We start from the raw sequence: 21,417 nt of genomic DNA on the forward strand, positions 1-21,417 counted from the left end.
AAGTTTCAATCCGACAATCGCCACCGCCGGTGGCCGGGCTTGCGGTTGGGTATCGCCGGACCATATCGGCATCAATCAGGGGCCGATCGCCCTGATGATCGAGAATTACCGGTCGGACTTCCTGTGGCGACTGATGCGCCGCGTGCCGGCCATCGCCACAGGACTGTACCGGGCCGGTTTTTCGGGCGGTTGGTTGTAAGAAGTGTAGCGCGACAATCTGGGAGAGAGGTGCGCGAGAATCTGGATGAGAATCTGGCGTCGCAGCGAATGTGATGATTGCGGCTTTGATTGACGCGCGCAATTGCCTTGTCAGGTGATTGTCGCGGCGCGTCAATCAGGAGCGATGTTGGCGGGTGTTGCGTATGAGGCGGGCCGCCCTGGCCCCTTTTCTGCGCTCGACCGCCTGGCGGCGCGGTGTCGCCCCGCTTTGCCTTCCTTCCCCTCACTTCCAGAACAGGCGGGTCTCTTTTACGTTTCGCCAAACGGCCTTTGCGCCGCCCCAGCCGTGTTCGGCGCGCACCTGGCTCGCTCCGATCGTCCAGCCAATGGCACGCTGCGCGGCCGGATCGCCGGCAGAGGCATCCGTTCCCGGTGGCGGCATCGTTCAAATCACCAAAGACCGTCTGAAGTTTCCTTCTAGTCCATCAACCAATAGCCGCCAGCCTCGTCAAATGTGATGAGGATCTCGGGACTAACCAGCCCGGGACACGCGTTGTCCTTGGAGTAGGGTACGAAACGCCCACGATAGAGCAAGCCTCGCCGCGGGGCCGCTTGAAGTAGCGGGACGTCAGGGCCTGGCGCTCTCTAAATCGGAGAAATCCAATGGCACTCCTTGGAATGCGCACCGTCGCATTTGCGGCGGCGCTTGGATTGTTGTCGACCGCAGCGTCGGCGGCAACGGTGGTGAACGTCCAGCTTTGGGACCAAGGCGCGGGCAAGGTGATGAGGACCGACATGGCCTACCAAGCGCCGGGCCTCGATTTAACAAAGGCGACGATGGGAGTGAAGTTGTCGCGGTCCAGCGCCCCAGCCGGCGCGGTGACGTTCCAGGTCGCCAACACTTCGAAGGATACCGTCCATGAGATGGTCGTCATGCATCTAAAGGATCCGGCGGACCCTCTCCCTATGTCCAGAGCCAAGGTGGACGAAAGCAAGGCTGACAAGAAGGGGGAGGTCCCCGAACTCGCCGCAGGTATATCGGGCACGCTGACCGTGACCCTGAAACCGGGCAAGTACCTGTTGATCTGCAATCAGCCGAAACACTTCGCCGCCGGCATGTGGGCCCAGTTTGAAGTCACCAAGTAGGCGACGCGGGCTGGCTTTGCGCTCCGTGCCCAGGGGCGTCGTCTCACGACTGCGGAGGCCCACATTTGCTATTTCGTCGCGGCAGACGAAAGCCTGGCGACCGCCATTCGGCCTCTACCAGACTGTGCCTCTCGAGATTTTCGGGAATAGAGCCGAGCAAGGGGGCGTTGAAGGTCATGAAGGGTGATGACCCTTCAAAAAACGCCGCCCCTTGCCCGTGCTGAAACCTCCCGAACACCTCAAGGTCGGGCATCGGGCGGCCGCTGAACATCCTTTCAACAATTGGAGAAACCACGATGCGAACGCTTATGATCTTTGCAGCGCTTTCGCTGCTTGCCGGCCCCGCGTCAGCAGCCGATCACCTCTTCACCGCCACGGCGGCCGGCGGCTTGACGACCTCGAGCCAACCGTTCCAGAACGGCGTAAACAACAGTGCTCCGACAGCCGACGCTGTGCCGGGCCAGGGTAGTCCGCTGTCGGGGGCCGAGCATACCGTACCGGCGACTGACACGCAGACGGGCGCCTCACTCAAGACCCCGCCGTCGGTGACTCAGGGCAAGACGGCACCATCCGCTAGTTCCAGGTAAACTGTCGCGTTGCCTCCCGGATTATGGGCGGGGGTATGCCGTGTAAGCTTTGTCTGAAAATACTGGTAGAGGTGTCGCAGACGCATCTGGGCGACGCGCTGCTCGTCCCGCTCATTGGCCCCACAAAATCCCGCAACGAGGCTGGCGATGCCTCGCTTCCGCCCTCAAGCCCAACAAGCACAGGGAGGTAGGAAAATGCCGTACAGCATCAAGCCGCTTGGCTGTGATCCGGCGCGGATCAAAGGCATGTCGGAACGACTTATCGTCAGCCACTACGAGAATAACTACCAGGGAGCCGTAAAGCGGCTGAACCTCATCGAAGAGCAGCTCGCGGAGATGGATTTCGGGACCGCGCCAGGCTTTCTCGTCAACGGCCTGAAGCGCGAGCAACTTGTCGCGATGAATTCGATGATCCTGCACGAGCTGTTTTTTAACGGGCTCGGCGAGCAAAGCGCGCCGGAAGCGCCTTTGCGCGATGCCTTGGAGCGCGACTTCGGCTCATACGAGCGGTGGCGGAGCGAATTCATGGCCATGGGCAAGGCGCTAGGCGGAGGGTCCGGCTGGGTGCTGCTCACATGGTCGCCGCGCGACAACAAGCTCGTCAATCAGTGGGCATCCGACCATTGCCACACCTTGGCGGCGGGCCAGCCGATGCTGGCGCTCGATATGTACGAGCATTCCTATCACATTGACTTCGGCGCCAAGGCCGGCGGCTATGTCGACGCGTTCAGGGAGGCCGTGCGCTGGGCGAATGCGACGGCGCTCTACGAACGCTACAGCCGGGCGAGCTGAATCGTTAGGCAATGCAATGCGCACGGTTACCGTGGCTTTCGCGCTTGCAGGGATGGTCCAGGCTGCCACGGTCGGCTGCCAGGCAGCGGATGCGCCACTGGTGCAAGTGCAAACCATCCCGCTGGAAAACGTTCGCGGCCGGATCGACCACATGGCCGTCGATATTGCCGGGAACCGCCTGTTCGTCGCCGAGCTCGGGAATGACAGCGTCGATATCGTCGACCTCAAGTCCGGCAAGGCCTCTCGCAAGATCAACAACCTGAAGGAGCCGCAAGGAATCGCCTATCTAAGTGACGGTGACTTGATCGTCGTCGCCAATGCCGCGGACGGCTCGGTGCGATTTTTTCGGGCTGCCGATCTCGCCGCTCTGGGGACCGTTGCCCTGGGAGACGATGCCGACGATGTCCGGACCGACACCGCCGGCGGCAGGGTGCTTGTTGGATATGGCCATGGAGGCTTGGCAGTGATCGACCCAACCAATCGATCCCTGACGGGCGAGATCAAACTTATTGGACATCCGGAAGGATTTGAAATCGACCAAAAGGTGAACCGTGCCTTCGTCAACGTACCTGAGGGACATCAGGTAGCGGTCCTCGATCTTCGATCCGGCAAACTGGTCTCGACCTGGAAATTCGCCGGCCTTGGCGGGAATTTTCCCATGGCGCTCGCCGCCCCGGGCGGGCCGCTCGCCGTTGTTTTCCGCAGTCCCCCGAAACTGGTGCTGCTCGACCCCGCAACGGGTTCGGTCGAGCAGAGCGTCGATACGTGTGGCGACGCCGACGACGTCTTTTTCGACGGCAAACGGCAGCGCTTCTATGTGAGTTGCGGCGACGGGACGGTTGATGTCATTGAGCGCCGTGCGGTTGGGCTGCGAGCAATCGGTCGCGTTCGAACGTCCAGCGGAGCCAGAACGTCTCTCTTTGTGCCTGAACTGGACAGGCTCTTTGTCGCGGCGCGTGCCGGAGGGCCAGAATCGCAGGCTGCTATTCTCGTATTTCGCACGTCTCCGTGAACGGTAGGTTGCGGGCGAAGCCCACGGCGGTGCTTCCTCACAGCGAGCATGTTAGCCGCCGGCAGTTCGTCCACCTGAGATGGCGCGACCATGACCTCCAGTGTTGTCGCAGACGATGTCCGCTTTCGGGCAGTGGCAAACCCGACCCCTACGGCTGACATTGAGGCGCAAAGCCGACCTCCCGTTCCGAAGCGCTCAGAAACCGATAGGTACAGGAATGACCTAGCGGTGCCCGGTTTCATTTCGTCCGGCGCGCCAAATTCCGCCGAATCCACCTTTTCCGCCGCGCCAGACCTCTGGCAAAACATCTCGACCGCTTAGTAGGTGATCTTCGGGTACCAGTCTGTCCCTCGACCTCCCGGCGTCCAGTCCAGGACGTTCCACAGCATCATCAGGTCCGGCTCGGTTGTCGGGTCTTTGCCCGGATCGGCTGACTCGAAACCCAGCTCCGCGCCCCAGAAGTGCCGAATGGTTCCGTCGCGCCGGGTGAAGACGTTTTCGGCGGCGGTGTCGGTCCCATCGTCCATGATCGCGTGGTAGTCCCGGCTAAAATTCCCGTTGACGTCGGCGTAGAGAGGCAGGTTCTTCCAGCCACGCTCCACCTTGAAGGCGATCTGCCGCTCGATGGCCGAAAGGCCGACGACGGCGAGGGCGATCCGCTGGCGGAGGTGGTCGGCGTTGCCGTCCAGGCAGCTCAAGAGCGCGGTGCACATGGGGCAAGGGCGCTGGCGCTTGGGGCCATACATCCAGTTGTAGACGAATAGAGTGTCCTTATCGCCGAAGAGCTCCTCGAAGCCGACGGGATTGGCGCCGGCCACGCTACTGGCTTCGCCGATGAACTGATAGTCGCCCTTCACCTCGCCGCCAGGCGGCAAGGCGCGACGCTGGGCGGCGACGCGCGCGATGTGGCGGTTGAGTTCGATCTCCTCGATCAACAGGGCCTCGCGCGCGTTGCGGTACTCGGCGCTCTCGTTCGGCTGGCGGGCGCGGTTCTTGCGAGCGATCGCAGCAGCGGGTTGCAGGGCGGAACCATCGGCCATGACCTTGTCTCCTTTCCAATCCCTTTCAACTGGTCACCCGCCTTGGGGTTCCGCCTGGATCGCTGCGCGCGATACGCAGACTGTCTTATTAGACGTTACTTTATTGGGCTTCGTAGAGTTCCAACGGCAATCCATCCGGGTCGCTAAAGAAGGTGAAGCGCCGATCCGTATATGGGTCGATCCGGATTGGCTCTACGGCAACGCCGGCGGCTTCCAGGCGCACAACTACGGGGTCGAGGTTCGCCACGGCAAATGCCAAATGCCGCAGCCCTGTCGCCTCTGGATAAGACGGCCGCGGCACTGGGGCAGGGAAGGAGAATAATTCCAGCTGGGCGGATCCGATCCGCAGGTCGGCCTTCCAAGACTGCCGCTCTTCCCGATAGACCTCGCGGATCAGGTCCAGGCCGAGAAGCTCGACATAGAACCGTCGCGACCGATCGTAGTCGGTGCAGATAAGCGCGACGTGGTGAATGGCGTCCAGCATCTTTCGAACTCTAGCCAAGCTGGGCTTTGGGGCCAAGGCAACCACTTTGTTGCTGTCGTCGCTGAGAGGGTCGCCTTATCCCTGCGGATATTCATCCTCGCCGAGTCGGCTTGATGTCGGCGTAGCTAGCAAGCAAATCATCATGTCGGCGACTTCGCGATAGGCAGTTATCAACGCCGATCTTGCCAGAGCTGTCGCGCGGGAAAGTCTCATGTCGGCTTTTCGAGCACAACATCTGCCCAAGGTAGACGTACGGCAGCTTTCAGGATTGGCTCGCGGGTCGTTGTATGGCGACAGTTGAGGCGCGTTGCTGACTGGCAGTTTGGGGACGACAGCGGACCGGCAGATATTGGCGTCGCGAAAACGACAGCGGACAATCGGGTGGCGGCAGTACTCGCGCACCGGAAGTCCCTGCCCATTGGTCGACGCAATGAGCCTCGTACACGACGATGAGCGATGGCCGCTTCTACTTGAAGCAAGCACGTTCGTCCTCGCTCCTGATGACAAAAAGCACTCGGGAGCCAGATAGAGCCTTTGTTCGCGCCATTTCAGCAGTGAAGACCGGATTTGCCGTTCGTCGACGCTTTGGTCGCTATTGATGACGCTTTGGTCGCTATTGATAAAGTGGCCGGGACTTCCTGGCCAACAGATCAGACACCTGTTCCGACATCAGAGTTTTCAGAAGGCTTCCACGCTCGCGACCGGTTACGTTGCGATGTCGGCGGAAATTCACGACCCCTGATGTGCTAGGGTCAAAATCCTGGTCTGATCCTGCCTGAGGCCTGTCAGTTCGTTGGTCGCGTACTGCCGAATTGAGCGGTTGCGGGAAGCAGCCGCTGCGTCGAAACGGGCTATGAAGTAGCGGTAGTCGCCTACTTCGTGGCGGATGAATCCTCTATCGAAGTCTGCGCTCGGAATCGATGTAAAGCGCCTTTGGACCCTGAGATGCGTCGCCGACAGCCCGTTCGAAAGCGGAACGCCTAACCGGCTTGCAACCGGTCTCAGCCTGGACTCCGCCTGACGGTGTCGTTCGAGGAGATAAGTACCAAGCTCTCGGACTGCGGGGGTCTGCGACCGCCTTTGGGCAATCCTTCCCATATCCTGCTGCTGAATTTCGATTTGGATCGCCCACTCCAGGAAGGCGCGGTCAGAACGGCTCTGGGAATAAGCGGGCGTGGTCTCTGAAACTCCGGCAGCAAGAAGCAGTCCAAGGAGTGCGCGGAGCACCCCCTTGCCATGATGGGCAGCAACTCTAGCAAAAGAGAGCTTCACGTCGACATCCATCGGTTCCTGGCTTAACACCTGTGCACCGCCGACGACTGCCGCGACAGTCGTCCACCGAATAGCCAGCCATCCAGTCAGTGCACGAAGCGACTTCTCAGCCAGGCAAAAATACCATTGCCGATGACGATCCTGCGGACGCGCCCGGCAGCCCAGCTGGCGGGCATGGTTGCGCCGACATGGCAGCTGCAGACGATTTCATGCAGTTGCCAATCGGAGAGCTCAAAGAAGCGTTTGGCTTCGCCATAGGTATCGGACTGCAAGCCCGAAGCCCTGAGCAGCGGGTCCTCAAAAGCGACAGTGAGCGGTGATCCTGCCGCGCGTGCTTCTTCGCGGACGGCTATATGAAGATGCTCGGTGCTGGTGAGCGCGGCGAGGCTTCGGAACGGGTTCCGGTCAAGCAGTTCTGCCCATCTCTCTATCCTTTGTGTCCTTGTTCTAAGCGGCGAGAGCGGATTGACATCCGCGACTGATTGCAATTGGTCGAGCGTTTGGTGTTTCATGACTGGGCTCCCATCTGGCCGGTTATCCTGATGCGAGGTAGGCAGGCCCGCATGTGGCCGGCTGAAATCAATACCGATCGGGTCGGATGGTTCCGAATTCTACTGCGATGTCGGCGGCGCGACAGCGGCCGGCCTGGTGGCATGTCGCTGCCGGTCGGATGGCGTGGTTGCGTTCTTGTCGCCTTGCCATCCATGCCGGCAAGGCTTTCTCTGAGGAAAACGCTTGAGGCCCGCGATAGGGCAAGAGGCAGTGCCGATCACCCCTCGCTCGTGAGCGCGGATTGGTTCTCCCTTGGTGTGCGGATTGCAACGACGATACCTTCGGTTCAGCACGTCGCAACGAAGATTTGGAATGATCGTCTCGTCCATAAGGGTATTGCCCCCGACTCGGGGACCGGGCGATCACCCGTTCACGGTCTCAGCAGGATCGAGCCGACGGTCGCGCCCGTCTCGAGCTGCGCTTGGGCCTTGGCCGCTTCGGCGAGCGGAAGCTCGACGCCGATCTTGATCTTCAAGCCCCGTCCAAGCTCCTCGAACAAGGCCGTCGCGGCGAGAGCGTAGGATTTAGGGTCGTTGGCATAGGCAAAGGAACTGGGCCGTGCGATCGACAATGACCGTCGGGGCCCCAACTCGCCAAGCGCGATCGCGGGCAGCGTTCCGCTGGCCTGGCCAACGCTCGCGATCGTTCCGAAAGGCTTCATGACATCGAGCGTGCGTGTCAGCGTTTCGCCGCCCACGCCGTCGTAAGCCACATCGACGCCGGCGCCGCCGGTCAGACGCCTCACCTCCGCGACGAAATCGGTTTCGCGATAAAGCAACGCGTGATCGAGACCTTGGCTCACCGCGAGTTCGGCTTTTTCGTGCGAGCCGACCGTGCCGATCACCGTTGCGCCGAGACGCTTTGCCCATTGAGTTAGAATCAATCCCAATCCGCCTGCGGCGGCATGGACCAGGACCACCATACCCGGCCGCACCGGGCAAACGCGATGGAGCAACATGTGTGCGGTCACGCCGCGCAACATGGCGGCCGCCGCGATATGGTCGTCGATGCCGTCGGGAATGCGCACCAGCCTGTTCGCCGGCAAATTGCGGGCCTCCGCATAGCTGCCTAGCGGCAGGCCTGCATAAGCGACACGGTCGCCCGTGCGAAGCATTCTCACATCGGCCCCGACGGCTTCCACAACGCCGGCGCCCTCCACGCCGAGAACAACGGGCATGGCAGGCACGGGGTAGAGGCCCATACGTTGGTAGATGTCGACGAAGTTGACGCCGATCGCGGTCTGGCGCAGCCGAACCTCGCCCGCAGATGGTGGCGGAAGGTCCGCGTGTACCGGCTTGAGAACCTCGATCCCGCCGATGGCGGTCATGGCAATGCTGAGGGTCATCATTGATCTCCTGGGTAAGGTGACCAATTAGGCGCGCGAAGTCTCGGCTGGAAAATTCCTTATCCGTGCGCAGGTTCTGTGCAAAAATTCGCACATGGATTGGGATGACCTTCGCTTCTTTGCCGAGTTGGTGCGCCAGGGCAATCTTTCGGCGACCGCCCGCCGGCTTCGCAGCGACCACTCGACAGTGGCAAGGCGGATCGACAACCTTGAGCGGGCGCTCAACATGAAGCTGTTCGATCGCCTGCCACGCGGTTATGTGCTCACTGTCGAAGGCGAGCGCATTGCCGAGCGGGTGGGCGTGCTCGAAGAGGCCGTTTTCTCAATTCAGCGCCTTGAAGGCGGCGATGCAGCGATCGAAGGCCGGGTGAGGATCAGCGCACCGCCTGCCTTCGCTAGCCTCTGGCTGGTCCCGCGGCTTGCCGCCTTGCGGAGGGATCATCCAGGTCTTGTGCTCGACGTGGTCGGTGCCACCGCCGCCGCAAGCCTGGTCCGGCACGAGGCCGACATTGCGTTGCGGCTCTCACGGCCAACGGACGGGGCCCTAAAGACACGAAATTTGGGGCGTCTGCGTTATGGAATCTATGGTGCGTGCAGCTATCTGGACGAGGTCGTTGAGGAGGATCGGGTCTTCCTCGCCTATGATGAAGCGCTTGAAGCCTCGCCGCAGCAGCGCTGGCTGCGCAAAATCGCGCAAGGGCGCCCGATTGCAATGCTTGCCAACGATCTGGTGTCGTTGATTTCGGCAGAGCGAGGAAGCCACGCGCGAAATGTGGCTCATCTATCATCCCGACATCGGCCGTTCCGCCCGCATTCGTGTCGTCATTGACCATCTCGCAGCCATCACCCAGTGTCTGCGGTGATTTGGCAGAGTTCGTGGGCGGGCTCGCGCGCTTTACGGACCCGCTGAACTGGACTTGCTCCAGCGGGTGTTTAATCGTTTGTGCGATGAACGCCGTCTAGCCAAAAAAGACAGCACACAGCCAGAGCTATTGGCTGCGGAAGTCCTTAGCGTCTTCGATGACGGGACCACGGTTGAAACAGACCTGTTGAGGGCCATATCCAAGCGGTGCCGAGCTTAAATTTCAAATTGAGCCACTACCAAGTGCCGATACCTCCGTGGGGCCGGTGATCGCCGGCCACGCGACAGCGTGGCAGCTGGCCGGATCAACCGGACTGAGCAGCGCGGCGCCGGATTATCCAGCGTATGCCGAACAACGCACTGAGCGATGCTGCTCCGATCGCGAGCAACATCGGTGGGATGAAGAAAACCAGGACAAGGCAGCCAAAAAGCCCGAACCAGGAAAAGAATGGCGAGGTCAGGCGTTGTTCGCGGGAAAGCTGCAGCGCAGCAAAGTGGGTGATCGCAAACCAGACCAAAAGATAGAAACTCGCGAGCGGCAGGATCTGCCGCAAGTCGAAGAACAGCACCAAAACGAACGTCACAGCGCCGATTGCCAGCACGGCGTGTCGAGGAACGTTGAAACGCGGATGCTGCTCGCCGAGCCAATGAGGCATTTCATGCGCTTCGCCCATGGCCAGCCCCACCCGTGAAGCGCTGAGCAGGTCGCTGATCAGCTCATTGATCGATGCGAGCCAAGCGGCGGCCAGGATGACCCATCCGCCCCAACTGCCAACGGCGCGCGTAGCAGCCTTGAACAACGGCACGTCGTCCTTGCCCAGCTCCGCGCCGCCGAGTACGCCCAAGGTGACTGCTGCGACGGCATAGAAGACAATCGCGGCAATCGCGATACCGCCGGCGATCGAGAATGGAATTGTCCGTCGCGGATCCCTCATCTCGCCAGCCATGATCGCCGTGCGCATGAAGCCATCCCAGGCCCAGAAGAAGATTGCCGCGCCCCCCATGAACTCGAGTGGTCCCGTCTCGAATCTTGGCGAAAGGTTTGACACCTCGACATGCGGCAGCGAAAAGCCGACGAAGACAAATAGCAGCGCGACAATCAGCGCCATCAGGCCAATCACCACCCTGCTCGTGAAGGATATGCCGAAGGAGTTGAGGGCCACGGCGACCAGGACAATCGCTGCTGCGCTGATGTGGATGGGAAGACCGGGAACGGCCTGCGCCGAATAGTAGGCGAAGGCCAACGCGACCACGCTTGTGCCAACGATACCCTGCCCGAGGTAACAACAGCCCGCGATGAAGGCGAGTGAATCATAGCGGAATGCGCGCGCCCAGACAAAAGCCCCGCCGGCCTTCGGGAAGTTCACCCCGAGCTGCGCGCCGCTGACCCCAGTGCTCCATGCCACCAGGGCGCCCGGAATCATTGCAATGAGAAGTGTACTGCCGGCGTGGGCGGCAGTTGCGCCCAATGCTCCAAAGATTCCGGTGCCGATGATCATCGCTGCGGTGAGCAGCGTTGCCGCAATGCGACCTATCTGGCGCGCAGATGTGTTTTGTGGTCCCGCACCATCCTTATCAAGTACCCTACCAACCGGCTTCTTCATTGTGTGGACAATTCGAAGGGAGCGACGTTCTGCCAGCGCTGAGGAATTTGCGGTCCTTCGCTGTTTCTGAATGATGCGTCGCAAGCCTTAGTTTCATCGCGAGACGGCCAGACTGGGCATCCAGCACGATCCTGACGATGACCTTGTCCTTGTGAAGCATTGCCAGGGTCGACCGCACGCGCGGCGGGCAGAATGCACCTGCATGGATAAGCAACCCGCGCCATTGTTCGAACCCATGGGCGTCCTCGCTCGTGATGAATCTAGGTCGCCAAGATGCGTGGAGAAGACACCGACAGCGGCGATATCGTGATCTTGGCGCTGAGCAGTCCCCAATGTGGACTGGCGGCGGTGCTAGGTTCGCAGTCGATGAAATTCACGGCCGTGGAATTCAACTGTGGCCTTCCTTTCACGAGGAGGGGCGAAGGACGAGAATAGCAGCCTGCGGTTCGAACCATCCGGCACGCGTCGCGACAAAGAGCCTGCCCAGTTCAGGTACAAAGAGGGATGTTCTTGCTCCGCTGGACGTTCGAACGCGACCGATTGCTCGTAGCCCATCCGCGCCGCGCTCAATGACATCGACCGCGCCGTCACCGCAGCTCACGTAGAAACGCTCCCGTTTGCCGTCGAAAAAGACGTCGTCGGCGTCGCCACAGGTATCGACGCTCTGCTCCGCCGAACCCGTTATGGGATCGAGCAACACCAGTTTCGGCGGGCTGCGGAAAACAACGGCGACGGGCCCGCCCAAGCCAGCTAGCGCCATGGGAAAATTCCCGCCAAGGCCGGCCAATTTCCAGGTCGAGACCAGTTTGCCGGATCGAAGATCGAGGACCGCTACCTGATGTCCCTCAGGTACGTTGACGAAGGCACGGTTCACCTTTTGGTCGATTTCAAATCCTTCCGGATGTCCAATAAGTTTGATCTCGCCCGTCAGGGATCGATTGGTTGGGTCGATCACTGCCAAGCCACCATTGCCGTATCCCACGAGCACCTTGCCGCCGGATGTGCGGACATCGTCGGCGTCGTCCCCCAAGGCAACGGTCCCAAGAGGGGCCAGGTCGGCAGCCCGAAAGAATCGCACCGAGCCGTCCCCGGCATTGGCGACGACGATCAAGTCACCGTCACTTAGATAGGCGATTCCTTGCGGCTCCTTGAGGTTGCTGATCCTGCCAATGGCCTTGCCGGACTTGAGGTCGACGACGTCGACGCTGTCATTCCCGAGCTCGGCGACGAACAGGCGGTTCCCGGCAATATCGACGGCCATGTGGTCGATCCGGCCGTGGACGTTTTCCAGCGGGATGCTTTGCACTTGGACAAGGGGCGCATCCGCTGCCTGGCAGACGCCCGTTGCCGCCTGGATAATCCCTGCAAGCGCGAAAGCCGCGGTAGCCGTGCGCATCGCATCGCCTGACGGTTCAGCTCGCCCGGCTGTAGCGTTCGTAGAGCTCCGTCGCATTCGCCCAGCGCACGGCTTCCATGAACGCGTCGACATAGCCGCTTGCCTTGGCGCCGAAGTCAATGTGATAGGAATGCTCGTACATATCGAGCGCCAGTATCGGCTGGCCCGCCGCCAAGGTGTGGCAATGGTCGGATGCCCACTGATTGACGAGCTTGTTGTCGCGCGGCGACCATGTGAGCAGCACCCAGCCGGACCCTCCGCCTAGCGCCTTGCCCATGGCCATGAATTCGCTCCGCCACCGCTCGTATGAGCCGAAGTCGCGCTCCAAGGCATCGCGCAAAGGCGCTTCCGGCGCGCTTTGCTCGCCGAGCCCGTCAAAAAACAGCTCGTGCAGGATCATCGAATTCATCGCGACAAGTTGCTCGCGCTTCAAGCCGTTGACGAGAAAGCCTGGCGCGGTCCCAAAATCCGTCTCCGCGAGCTGCTCTTCGATGAGGTTCAGCCGCTTTACGGCTCCCTGGTAATTGTTCTCGTAGTGGCTGACGATAAGTCGTTCCGACATGCCTTTGATCCGCGCCGGATCACAGCCAAGTGGTTTGATGCTGTACGGCATTTTCCTACCTCCCTGTGCTTGTCGGGCTTGAGGGCGGAGGTCTCGAAGGCCGAGACGGCCAGAGATCCGGCCCTCTCAACCGCTCGCGAGATGAATCTTGTCGAGCGCCGTCCTGAGCCCACGCGCGAGCTTCTCCACGTCGTCATTGGCCCAGAAATGCATGAAGAACAGGCGAGGCTCCTCGTTCAGCATGTGACTGTGAAGGGCGGTCACCTCGATGCCGTTGTCGCGCAGGGCGCGCAGCACCGGATTGACTTCGCTCGCGACCAGCACGAAGTCCCCGGTGATCGCCGCCTTCCCGTTGCCCGTCGGCTGGAAATTGATGGCGATGGCCGAGCCCATCGCCTCTGGCACTTGCATGCCAGCGTCCGTTATCGTTTCGGACCTCGGGACGCTGACCTGGTAGACACCCCCGCTCACCTTGCCCTTGTGGCCGAGTATCTGGTCGACCTTGGACGTATCGAGGTTGATGGATGTTGAGGGCGTACCGGATGATGCCGCGGAGAGCGGCGTCTGGCTTTCCCGCAGCCCGGCGTTGACGGCTGTCGCCAGCTTCACGGGATCGCCATGGCCTTCGATGTGCATGTACATCGTGGCGGGCTGGGAACGCAGCAGGTGATTGTGAACGGCTGTGATCTCGATCCCGTTCTCGACCAGCTTCAACATCACGGGATTTACCTCGGTCTGGGTCAGAACCAGGTCGCCCATCACCATTGCGTCTTTGTCGCCCATTGCCTCGAACGCTACCCAGGAGCCAAGCGCGAGCGACGGCTTTATCTCGACGCCGTCGAGGGTCACTTTGAGATCCGAACGGGGCAGCCCGACCCGGTAGACGCCGCCGGGCATCTCGGTGCCTGATTTGCCGAGCGCCTGTGCCACCGCCTTCCAGTCAGGTGCCGCCAGAACGGGCTGGGCGACTCCTAGGGAAGCCGCCAACGCGAGGCCAGCTACGATTTTTCCATGCATGGTTTTGCTCCTGTGGTCTGCCCCAGGTGCCCAAATGGAAAACGTCCGCCGTTCCGAAACTCCGCCGCGCTCGCGGGATCGTGATGCGCGCCGGATCGGTCACGCCGCGGGCTTTGTCGCCGGAGGCCAGCTGTGCTTCTCGGCCTTCCTGCCCGAAGCCCAGGCATAGAGCGCATCGTAGATGACAAAGCCATGCCTCAGTACCTCGTGGTCGTCTGGCGTTACGTCCCGGAGGCCCATCGAGATCGCCAGCAGCCCGGCCGATTGCGGCGTCAGGTCATGTCGGTCAGTGTCGGCGCCCCGGACGATGGCGGCGATGGTCACGATTGCCGGATCGCGATCAAGCTCGTGCTTCTCGACAAACGTATCGAAGCTGCAGCCGTCATCTACGTGCGTGTATTCCACCCCCGGCACGTCGTAAGGAATGGCGCCTGTCTCCTTTGCGACCTTGGTGACCTGATCCGGCGGAACGAACAGGAATTCAGGCTCCTTGTCGATGAAACGCGCGATCAGCCAGGGACAGGCGATGCGGTCGATGACCGGGCGTTCGCGAGTGACCCATTTCATGATGCAGTCCTTCCTTGTTGAGCGTAAGGTCGGGCGGTCGGCGCTCCGACCACATGCTAGGCGGCTATCCCACCAGCGTGCAAACGCTGGCTACCAGTCGGTCGGCGAGGCCATCGAGACGGGGCGGCTTGAAGGGCAACGGCATGATCCGGGTGCACGGCGTCCTCCCCAGACATGCTATGGCGGACGCTACACCCAACCAGTTGGTGATACAAGTGTTGCAATTCGATTTTTCGGGATGATACACTTTCTGCACGGGCGCTTGGCAGAACTGCGTGTCACCTCCGACATCCGTTGAGGAGTTTCGGAAAATGAGCGGCTCTCAGCACTCGACGTATAAGCCCAAGACCGGGATCGGACGCTGGTTCGACTCCCGTATGCCGTTGCCCAGGCTGGTCTATGACAGCTTCGTCGCCTACCCGGTGCCGCGCAACCTCAACTACATGTGGACGTTCGGCGGCATCCTGTCGATCATGCTGGCCTCGCAGATCCTGACCGGCATCGTGCTGGCCATGCATTACACGTCCGACACCAATCTCGCCTTCAATTCGGTCGAGACGATCATGCGCGACGTGAATTCGGGATGGCTGCTGCGCTACATGCACGCCAGCGGCGCCTCGTTCTTCTTCATCGCCGTCTACATCCACATCTTCCGCGGGCTCTATTACGGCTCCTACAAGGCGCCGCGCGAGCTGCTGTGGATCCTCGGCTGCATCATCTATCTCCTGATGATGGCTACCGCCTTCATGGGCTACGTGCTGCCTTGGGGCCAGATGAGCTTCTGGGGAGCGACCGTCATCACCAGCTTCTTCAGCGCCATTCCGCTGGTCGGCAACTGGATCCAACAGCTCCTGCTCGGCGGTTTTGCCGTCGACAACCCGACGCTGAACCGCTTCTTTTCACTCCACTACCTTCTGCCGTTCATGATCGCCGGCGTCGTCGTGCTGCACATTTGGGCGCTGCATGTCACCGGCCAGTCGAACCCGACCGGCATCGAGGTCAAGTCGAAGACCGACACGGTCGCTTTCACGCCCTACGCCACCATCAAGGACGCGTTCGGCATGATCGTGTTCCTGTTCGTCTTCGCCTATTTCATCTTCTATATCCCGAACTACCTCATGGCTCCGGACAACTACACCGAGGCCAACCCGCTGAAGACGCCGGCCCACATCGTTCCGGAATGGTACTTCCTGCCTTACTACGCGATCCTGCGCGCCATCACCTTCAACATCGGGCCGATCAACTCCAAGCTCGGCGGCGTGCTGTGCATGTTCGGCGCCATCGCCATGCTGTTCCTGGTTCCGTGGCTCGACACATCGAAGGTGCGCTCGGCGATCTACAGGCCCTGGTACAAGCTGTTCTTCTGGCTGTTCGTGGCCGACGCAATCCTGCTTGGCTGGCTGGGCTCGCAGCCCGCCGAGGGTGCCTACGTCTTCATGGCGCAGATGGGAACGCTGTTCTACTTCGCCTTCTTCCTGGTGATCATGCCGGTGCTCGGCATGATCGAGACGCCGCGGCGCGTGCCGAACTCGATCACCGAGGCGGTGCTGGAGAAGAAGCACAAGGGAGCCGGAGGGCCTCCCGCGGGTGCGACTGCCGCGCCCAAGGCCAAAAGCTGAACAAGATACCAGCCCGTGCCCTCATCGCTCTTCTGGCGGCTTGATGTGGCGGAAAGCCGAAAGCAAGGCCAGGTCGTAGAGGATCTTCAGCACGCCGCAGATCACGAGAGGCCAAGCCTCGAACCCCGAGGCAAACAGCGCGCCGGCGATGGCCGGGCTCGCGGCGGCGGCAAGGCTTCGTGGCACCGACGTGACGCTCGCCGCCGCGGGCCGCTCCGGTGGCGTGACCACCGCCATCACATAGGAGGAGCGCGTCGGCACGTCCATCTGGGACAGCGCCGCGCGAACGAGATGTGCGTGAACACCATGGTGTTCACCTGCCCGATGCGGCTCGACAGCCACGCGGCGACCGGAAACGACACCGCCGACAAGACGCCCGACCAGAAGAAGAACACCCCGGCAGTCGACAGCGAAAGGCCGAACTTGCTGAACAGCCACAGGGCGATGAGCGACTGCACGGCGAAGCCGCCTGCGAACGCGTCGATGCTGAACAAGGCCGCTAGCCTGTAGACAATGCCGCGCGACGGCCCAAGCGCCGCGGCGGGCCTGTCCTGGGAAGAGGCTCGCGGGCCAGCTGGAATGCGCGCGTATACCAGTCCGCCGGCTACCCCAAGAACAGCGTACAGGACGAACACCGCCCTGAGCGCCACCAGGCGCGAGACGGCGAAAGCCACCAGGAAATCGGGGCTGGTCGCAGCAAGCGCGCCAACCGCGGCCGACAGCGCGCCCAACAGGCTGTAGCGCGCGAATGCCTTCGTGCGGTCCCTGTCCGCGACGAGGCGCGACAGGACAGCGTGCTCTAGGGGAACGAAGATGCTGACGCTGCCGGACGAGGGATTGATGGTGCCGAGGAAGGCCACGAGCAGAACGAACGCGTAGGTGCTTGATTGGGCAAAGGCGAGTCCGGTTGCGATCATCAGGCCGGACGCGGCTACAAGCAGGACGCGCCGATCTTTCCCTGCGGCCAGGTATCCGATGCCCAGTGTCAACAAAGCCGAACCCAGAAGCGCGGCGGTTGCGACAACGCCGATCTCCAGTGGTCCAAGCCCGATCGCCGCCAGGTAGGCGGGCAGGAGCACCGCCGCAAATCCGTCGCCAAAATCCCGAAGCGCCCGTGCCGCGTAGATGTTCGCGGCGCCACCCCTTCCTCCGCCTGAGGGAGCTTGTTGACATCGATCGGCTGAACCAAAACAGCTACCTTTGGGCTTCGGAGGGGCTTTAGCCATGAAGCGTGGCCGCAACGTCCTCGCCTGGGTACGTCACCGGGGCAGACGCTACGCTCGAATGGCAGATGATACAAGTGTTGCTATTCAAGCTTTCCATGATACGGTGTCTATATGGATGACGAGAAACCCGCAGACCAGCGCTGGCTGCTGCTGATCCACCAACTGCCGAGCAAGCCAGCCTACTTCCGGGTGAAGGTCTGGCGGCGGCTGCAGGGCATCGGCGCGGTCGCGGTCAAGAGCACGGTCTACGCGCTGCCCGCGAACGCCGAGACTCAGGAGGATTTCGAATGGCTCCTGAAGGAGATCGTCGAGGGCGGCGGCGAAGCCATGGTATGCGAGGCGCGGCTGATCGACGGGTTCTCGGACGACCAGGCGCGCGCTTTGTTCGATGCCGCTCGCGACGAGGACTACGGGGAAATCATTGCGGAAGCGAAAGCCCTGTCAACGCGGCTTGAGGCGGCCGCGCCAGCCGAGGACAGGGCCGAGCTCCGCACGCAGGCTGCGCGCCTACGCAAGCGGCTTGCCGATGTCGCGACGATCGACTTCTTCGGAGCGACGGGCCGCCTTTCGGCAGAGGGCCTGCTCGCGGAGCTGGAGCGCAGGCTCGCGGAGGACACTGACATGACCAGGCAACAGCCGGAACCACCGCCGCGGGCGCTTGATCTCAAGGGGAGGACCTGGGTCACGCGAAAGGGCGTGCATGTCGATCGCATCGCCTGCAGCTGGCTGATCCGCCGTTTCATCGATCCCGACGCCATCATCCGCTTCGTGCCGGGAAAGAGCTACGTCCCGAAAGCGGGGGAACTGCGCTTCGATATGTTCGAGGGGGAGATCACTCACGAAGGAGACCGCTGCAGCTTCGAGGTACTGCTGGCCCGCGCGGGCCTGGCCGATCCGGCGCTCGAGGCCATCTCCGAGATCGTCCATGACATAGACCTGAAAGATTCGAAGTTCGGTCGCGAGGAGACGACGGGCATCGCCAGCCTCGTGGCGGGAATCTGCGCGGCTAACGAGCGGGACGACCAGCGTATCGCCCAGGGCGCGGCGGTATTCGACAACCTCTATCAGTATTTCAGCACCAAGCGCGGCTAACCGGCAGGAGCAGGCAATGAACGAGATCAAACGCTTGAATGTCGCCACAGCCCAGTCTGCCGATGTGCCCGCACACGGGATTTCCTTCGGCGATGCCGTCCGCGTCTGGGCACGTGTCGCAGCCTTGAGCTTCGGCGGCCCTGTCGGCCAGATCGCGGTCATGCACAGGATCATCGTGGAGGAAAAGCGCTGGATCGGAGAAAACCGCTTCCTCCAGGCCCTGAACTATTGCCACCTCCTTCCAGGTCCGGAAGCACAGCAGCTCGCCATCTACATCGGCTGGCTTCTGCACAAGACCAAGGGCGGGTTGGTTGCGGGCATTCTGTTTGTGCTTCCCGGTGCTGTCGCCATCATGGCCCTCAGCTGGGTCTATGCAATTTTCGGCAATGTCGGGGCGGTCCAGTCGCTGTTCTTCGGGCTGAAGGCCGCAGTCCTGGCAATCGTGATCGAGGCCGTGCTCAGGATTGGTCGGCGCGCCTTGAAGAACAATGTCTTGAGGGGACTGGCCGCCGCGGCCTTTGTCGCGCTGGCGTTCTTTCATATTCCGTTTCCGCTGGTTGTTCTTGCAGCCGCCGTCATAGGCTTTGTCGGCAATCGAGCCGGCTGGGCCGCGTTTGCCTCAGGCGGTAACCATGCCAAGGTTGGCGGCAAGCAAGTCGCCGATGCCGATACAGCGCTTGGGGAGGAGACCCCCGCCCACGCGCGTCCAGCGATTGGCTGGTCCCTTAAGGTTGCGGGTATCTTCTTGCTGCTTTGGCTCGCTCCCACCCTCGCGTTGTGGGCCATGTTCGGGCAGGGAAATGTCTTTACGGATATAGGCTTCTTCTTCTCCAAGACGGCTGCTGTATCCTTCGGCGGCGCGTATGCGGTTTTGGCTTATGTGGCGCAGCAAGCCGTCGACCATTATGGCTGGCTGAAACCAGGCGAGATGCTGGACGGGCTGGGCATGGCGGAGACGACGCCCGGCCCGCTTATCATGGTCACGCAGTTCGTCGGCTTCATGGGGGCGTATCGCGCTCCGGGTTCGCTGAGTCCTTTGCTCGCCGGCACGCTGGGCGGATTGCTGACGACCTGGGTGACCTTTGTCCCCTGCTTCCTGTGGATCTTTCTCGGCGCGCCGTTCATCGAGAGTCTCAGGAGCAACAAGGCGCTGTCGGCGGCATTGTCAGCGATTACTGCTGCAATTGTCGGCGTCGTTCTCAACTTGGCAGTCTGGTTCGCGTTGCACGTGCTGTTCGCTCAGCTCCACGAGATTCATGGCTTTGGCGTTACTGTGGACGCCCCTGTGTTGAGCTCCGTGAAAATCGCCTCCCTGATCCTGACGCTTGGTGCGATGATCGCAGTCTTCCGCTTCAAGGTCGGCATGATCCCGGTCCTTGCGGGGTGTTCCATTTTGGGGGTGGTGTATGGGGTCTTCGGCGGGCCGATCTAGGCTGCGCGACATCGGGCGAGGCTTTCGAGTGTTGCAGATGGGAGCGGACAGCCCAGAGCTTGAAGGTCAAGCGCTATCGCAGGGCAGCGCCGCTGTGAAGGTCTTCCCCGGGCACCTTAATGACCTAGATTCAGGACCGTGAGCATGCCCGCGGATGCGAGCCGTAGCGCTGGCGTGAGCATCCTGTCCACCGCTGCTGGTCGGTATGGTGATGCTCGGCAAGACGGGGCCACCGACAGGATCGTGTTGGATGCCCGGTCGACCTGAAGGTGACGTGGTGACGATCAAGCATGCCCCGAAGGCAGCCGGGCGACCGCCAACGCCAAAGCGCTGGCGCAACGTCGCTCGCCTCGAATTGCCCACACAATGAAGAAGCCGGTCAGCAGGGCACTTGATGAAGGTGGTGCCTCGACCGAAATGGCGGCGACCCTCTCAGGCGCCAGATAGCGGGCGGGCGCCAGGACCCGCTCGCCTCATTTGGACAGGTGGCTTATTTCCGGCCTGAGGCTCTCTGACGACCGGCCTGCACCCCGACACCAGTGCGGCTCGCGCCATCTGATTCATTGTCCGCGATCAACGAAAGGTAACGCTCGAGAGCCTTCGCGAACTTGGCATGCCAGATATCATGCGCGGTAGAGAGATCCCCGTCCCGCAGGCTCTCGAAAAGCTTGACCACATACCTCTGGGCATCGCCCTTTCGATCCGTGTAGACGACTCCCAACTGATTGAATCGCCTGACGTCGGCCGTCAGCTCAGAAAAGTAGCGCATGGTCCGCTGCAGTCCCGTGGCGTCGATGATCGCCTGCTGGAACTCAAGATCGTTGCGAATGGTCTCGGCCTGGCTATCGAGCTTTGCGAACTTGACGGCATTCTCAGCGAGTTTCTCCAACCGCCTGAGGTCGGCCGTGGCCAGGCGGCCCGGCTCCGCGAGCAGATGATCCAGCGCAATTTTTCCCGGCGCCATCCGGATGTTGTAGACTTCGATGACGCTGTCGGCGTCCACCGCGCTGACGGATGCTCCCTTGAACTTTATGGCCGTGGCGGAAGCGACCCGGTTGGCGCTCGACGCGGGCGTGGACGCGCGCTCAAGATCCCGCAGGCGCTGAAGGGCGGCCGCGCCGACAGCGCGATCCTGCAGGAATATCTGCCGCGTTTCACCACCCGCGACTACCGGCGCACCGGCCGCATCGACAACATGGTGAAGGATTTAAGGTAAGGTGAAGGACGGCCAGGCCGACGCCTTCCGCGAGGACGTGATCAAGACCATCCTGCCGAAGTGGAAGCGTTCCCCGGCGCGCTCGACGTTCGCGTCAGCTTCGCCGAGAAGCGCGATGACGGCGCGCCGGAGTTCCCGATGATCCTGTCAATCAACTATCGCGACATGGCGGCGGTCGAAGCAGCCCTCGCGAGCCCGGCCCGCGCCGAATCGCGGACCGCGACCGAGGCGGTATTGGTTCGAAGGCCGCATCCACCACCACGTGACCATCGCAAACGAATTCCCGCTGGCCGGAGGCTAACCATATCGGCCAAGCCTGATACCTCGGCGTCGCCCGCAACGACACCTACAATCTCTATCTCGCCTATTATCTCGGCTGGTCGGCCTACGGCCGCGGCAATCGCGGCGACGCCGGCGTGCAGAACTACGCGCGCG

General features: G+C 61.7%; 19 protein-coding genes and 3 pseudogenes. 10 read left to right on the plus strand and 12 right to left on the minus strand.

The window, feature by feature from the left end; translation table 11 throughout:
- The 4 genes from RFN28_RS32690 to RFN28_RS32705 form a co-directional block, all read left to right on the plus strand.
- On the plus strand, window positions 1-199 hold a 199-nt coding region (locus RFN28_RS32690; RefSeq protein ID WP_320291287.1), incomplete at its 5' end, for a glucoamylase family protein.
- A 623-nt stretch (window positions 200-822) separates the two neighbouring features.
- Complete coding sequence (locus RFN28_RS32695) at window positions 823-1,305, plus strand: plastocyanin/azurin family copper-binding protein (RefSeq protein WP_320291288.1); 483 nt, start codon at window positions 823-825, stop codon at window positions 1,303-1,305.
- Between the two features lie 782 nt (window positions 1,306-2,087).
- The gene (locus RFN28_RS32700; protein ID WP_320291289.1) at window positions 2,088-2,684 is read left to right on the plus strand and encodes a superoxide dismutase; all 597 of its coding nucleotides are present in this window, start codon (window positions 2,088-2,090) and stop codon (window positions 2,682-2,684) included.
- A gap of 16 nt (window positions 2,685-2,700) precedes the next feature.
- The gene (locus RFN28_RS32705; protein WP_320291290.1) at window positions 2,701-3,696 is read left to right on the plus strand and encodes a hypothetical protein; all 996 of its coding nucleotides are present in this window, start codon (window positions 2,701-2,703) and stop codon (window positions 3,694-3,696) included.
- A 317-nt stretch (window positions 3,697-4,013) separates the two neighbouring features.
- On the opposite strand, the gene RFN28_RS32710 is transcribed toward RFN28_RS32705, so the two are convergent.
- From RFN28_RS32710 to RFN28_RS32725, 5 genes are all read right to left on the minus strand, one after another.
- A complete protein-coding gene (locus tag RFN28_RS32710) occupies window positions 4,014-4,736 on the minus strand; it encodes a DUF899 family protein (RefSeq protein ID WP_320291291.1) in 723 nt (240 codons plus the stop codon).
- A gap of 100 nt (window positions 4,737-4,836) precedes the next feature.
- Window positions 4,837-5,220 carry an SMU1112c/YaeR family gloxylase I-like metalloprotein gene (gene gloA2 / locus RFN28_RS32715; RefSeq protein ID WP_320291292.1) on the minus strand — a complete coding sequence of 128 codons (384 nt, stop codon included), beginning with the start codon at window positions 5,218-5,220 and terminating at the stop codon, window positions 4,837-4,839.
- A gap of 729 nt (window positions 5,221-5,949) precedes the next feature.
- The gene (locus RFN28_RS34975; RefSeq protein ID WP_430679416.1) at window positions 5,950-6,504 is read right to left on the minus strand and encodes a DUF4142 domain-containing protein; all 555 of its coding nucleotides are present in this window, start codon (window positions 6,502-6,504) and stop codon (window positions 5,950-5,952) included.
- Window positions 6,505-6,578: 74 nt separating this feature from the next.
- Window positions 6,579-7,004, minus strand: coding sequence for a hypothetical protein (locus RFN28_RS32720; protein ID WP_320291293.1), 426 nt, complete (start codon window positions 7,002-7,004; stop codon window positions 6,579-6,581).
- Window positions 7,005-7,414: 410 nt separating this feature from the next.
- Window positions 7,415-8,371, minus strand: a complete 957-nt coding sequence (locus tag RFN28_RS32725) for a quinone oxidoreductase family protein (RefSeq protein WP_320291294.1) — start codon at window positions 8,369-8,371, stop codon at window positions 7,415-7,417.
- A gap of 112 nt (window positions 8,372-8,483) precedes the next feature.
- Here RFN28_RS32725 and RFN28_RS32730 point away from each other — a divergent pair, with 112 nt between their 5' ends.
- The gene (locus RFN28_RS32730; RefSeq protein ID WP_320291295.1) at window positions 8,484-9,218 is read left to right on the plus strand and encodes a LysR family transcriptional regulator; all 735 of its coding nucleotides are present in this window, start codon (window positions 8,484-8,486) and stop codon (window positions 9,216-9,218) included.
- A 338-nt stretch (window positions 9,219-9,556) separates the two neighbouring features.
- Here the strand turns inward: RFN28_RS32730 and RFN28_RS32735 are convergent, their stop codons facing one another.
- The 5 genes from RFN28_RS32735 to RFN28_RS32755 all read right to left on the minus strand — a co-directional run bounded on the left by RFN28_RS32735 (window position 9,557) and on the right by RFN28_RS32755 (window position 14,397).
- Window positions 9,557-10,855 carry an APC family permease gene (locus tag RFN28_RS32735; RefSeq protein ID WP_320291296.1) on the minus strand — a complete coding sequence of 433 codons (1,299 nt, stop codon included), beginning with the start codon at window positions 10,853-10,855 and terminating at the stop codon, window positions 9,557-9,559.
- 406 nt (window positions 10,856-11,261) lie between these two features.
- Window positions 11,262-12,251, minus strand: coding sequence for a hypothetical protein (locus RFN28_RS32740; protein ID WP_320291297.1), 990 nt, complete (start codon window positions 12,249-12,251; stop codon window positions 11,262-11,264).
- A gap of 16 nt (window positions 12,252-12,267) precedes the next feature.
- Complete coding sequence (locus RFN28_RS32745) at window positions 12,268-12,864, minus strand: superoxide dismutase (RefSeq protein WP_320291298.1); 597 nt, start codon at window positions 12,862-12,864, stop codon at window positions 12,268-12,270.
- A gap of 75 nt (window positions 12,865-12,939) precedes the next feature.
- The gene (locus tag RFN28_RS32750) at window positions 12,940-13,830 is read right to left on the minus strand and encodes a DUF1259 domain-containing protein (protein WP_320291299.1); all 891 of its coding nucleotides are present in this window, start codon (window positions 13,828-13,830) and stop codon (window positions 12,940-12,942) included.
- Between the two features lie 99 nt (window positions 13,831-13,929).
- Window positions 13,930-14,397, minus strand: coding sequence for a chromate resistance protein ChrB domain-containing protein (locus RFN28_RS32755; RefSeq protein ID WP_320291300.1), 468 nt, complete (start codon window positions 14,395-14,397; stop codon window positions 13,930-13,932).
- 311 nt (window positions 14,398-14,708) lie between these two features.
- On the opposite strand from RFN28_RS32755, the gene RFN28_RS32760 reads away from it, so the two are divergent.
- Window positions 14,709-16,016, plus strand: coding sequence for a cytochrome b (locus tag RFN28_RS32760; protein WP_320291301.1), 1,308 nt, complete (start codon window positions 14,709-14,711; stop codon window positions 16,014-16,016).
- A gap of 21 nt (window positions 16,017-16,037) precedes the next feature.
- Here RFN28_RS32760 and RFN28_RS32765 read toward each other — a convergent pair.
- Window positions 16,038-17,242, minus strand: a pseudogene (locus RFN28_RS32765) (MFS transporter).
- Between the two features lie 111 nt (window positions 17,243-17,353).
- Between RFN28_RS32765 and RFN28_RS32770 the strand changes: the two are divergent.
- Window positions 17,354-18,334, plus strand: coding sequence for a chromate resistance protein ChrB domain-containing protein (locus RFN28_RS32770; RefSeq protein WP_320291302.1), 981 nt, complete (start codon window positions 17,354-17,356; stop codon window positions 18,332-18,334).
- 16 nt (window positions 18,335-18,350) lie between these two features.
- On the plus strand, window positions 18,351-19,766 hold the full coding sequence (chrA, locus tag RFN28_RS32775) for a chromate efflux transporter (protein WP_320291303.1): 1,416 nt from the start codon (window positions 18,351-18,353) through the stop codon (window positions 19,764-19,766).
- A gap of 490 nt (window positions 19,767-20,256) precedes the next feature.
- On the opposite strand, the gene RFN28_RS32780 is transcribed toward chrA, so the two are convergent.
- Window positions 20,257-20,769 (minus strand): FCD domain-containing protein, encoded by a 513-nt coding sequence (locus tag RFN28_RS32780; RefSeq protein ID WP_320291304.1) that lies wholly within the window; start codon window positions 20,767-20,769, stop codon window positions 20,257-20,259.
- A gap of 19 nt (window positions 20,770-20,788) precedes the next feature.
- On the opposite strand from RFN28_RS32780, the pseudogene RFN28_RS32785 reads away from it, so the two are divergent.
- Window positions 20,789-20,976: pseudogene (locus tag RFN28_RS32785) on the plus strand (NAD-binding protein); the annotation flags it as partial.
- Window positions 20,977-20,983: 7 nt separating this feature from the next.
- A pseudogene (locus RFN28_RS32790) lies at window positions 20,984-21,283 on the plus strand (NIPSNAP family protein).
- Window positions 21,284-21,417: the final 134 nt, after the last annotated feature.

Origin of the sequence: Mesorhizobium album (genome assembly GCF_033977205.1) — a bacterium.
Lineage (GTDB): Bacteria > Pseudomonadota > Alphaproteobacteria > Rhizobiales > Rhizobiaceae > Mesorhizobium > Mesorhizobium album.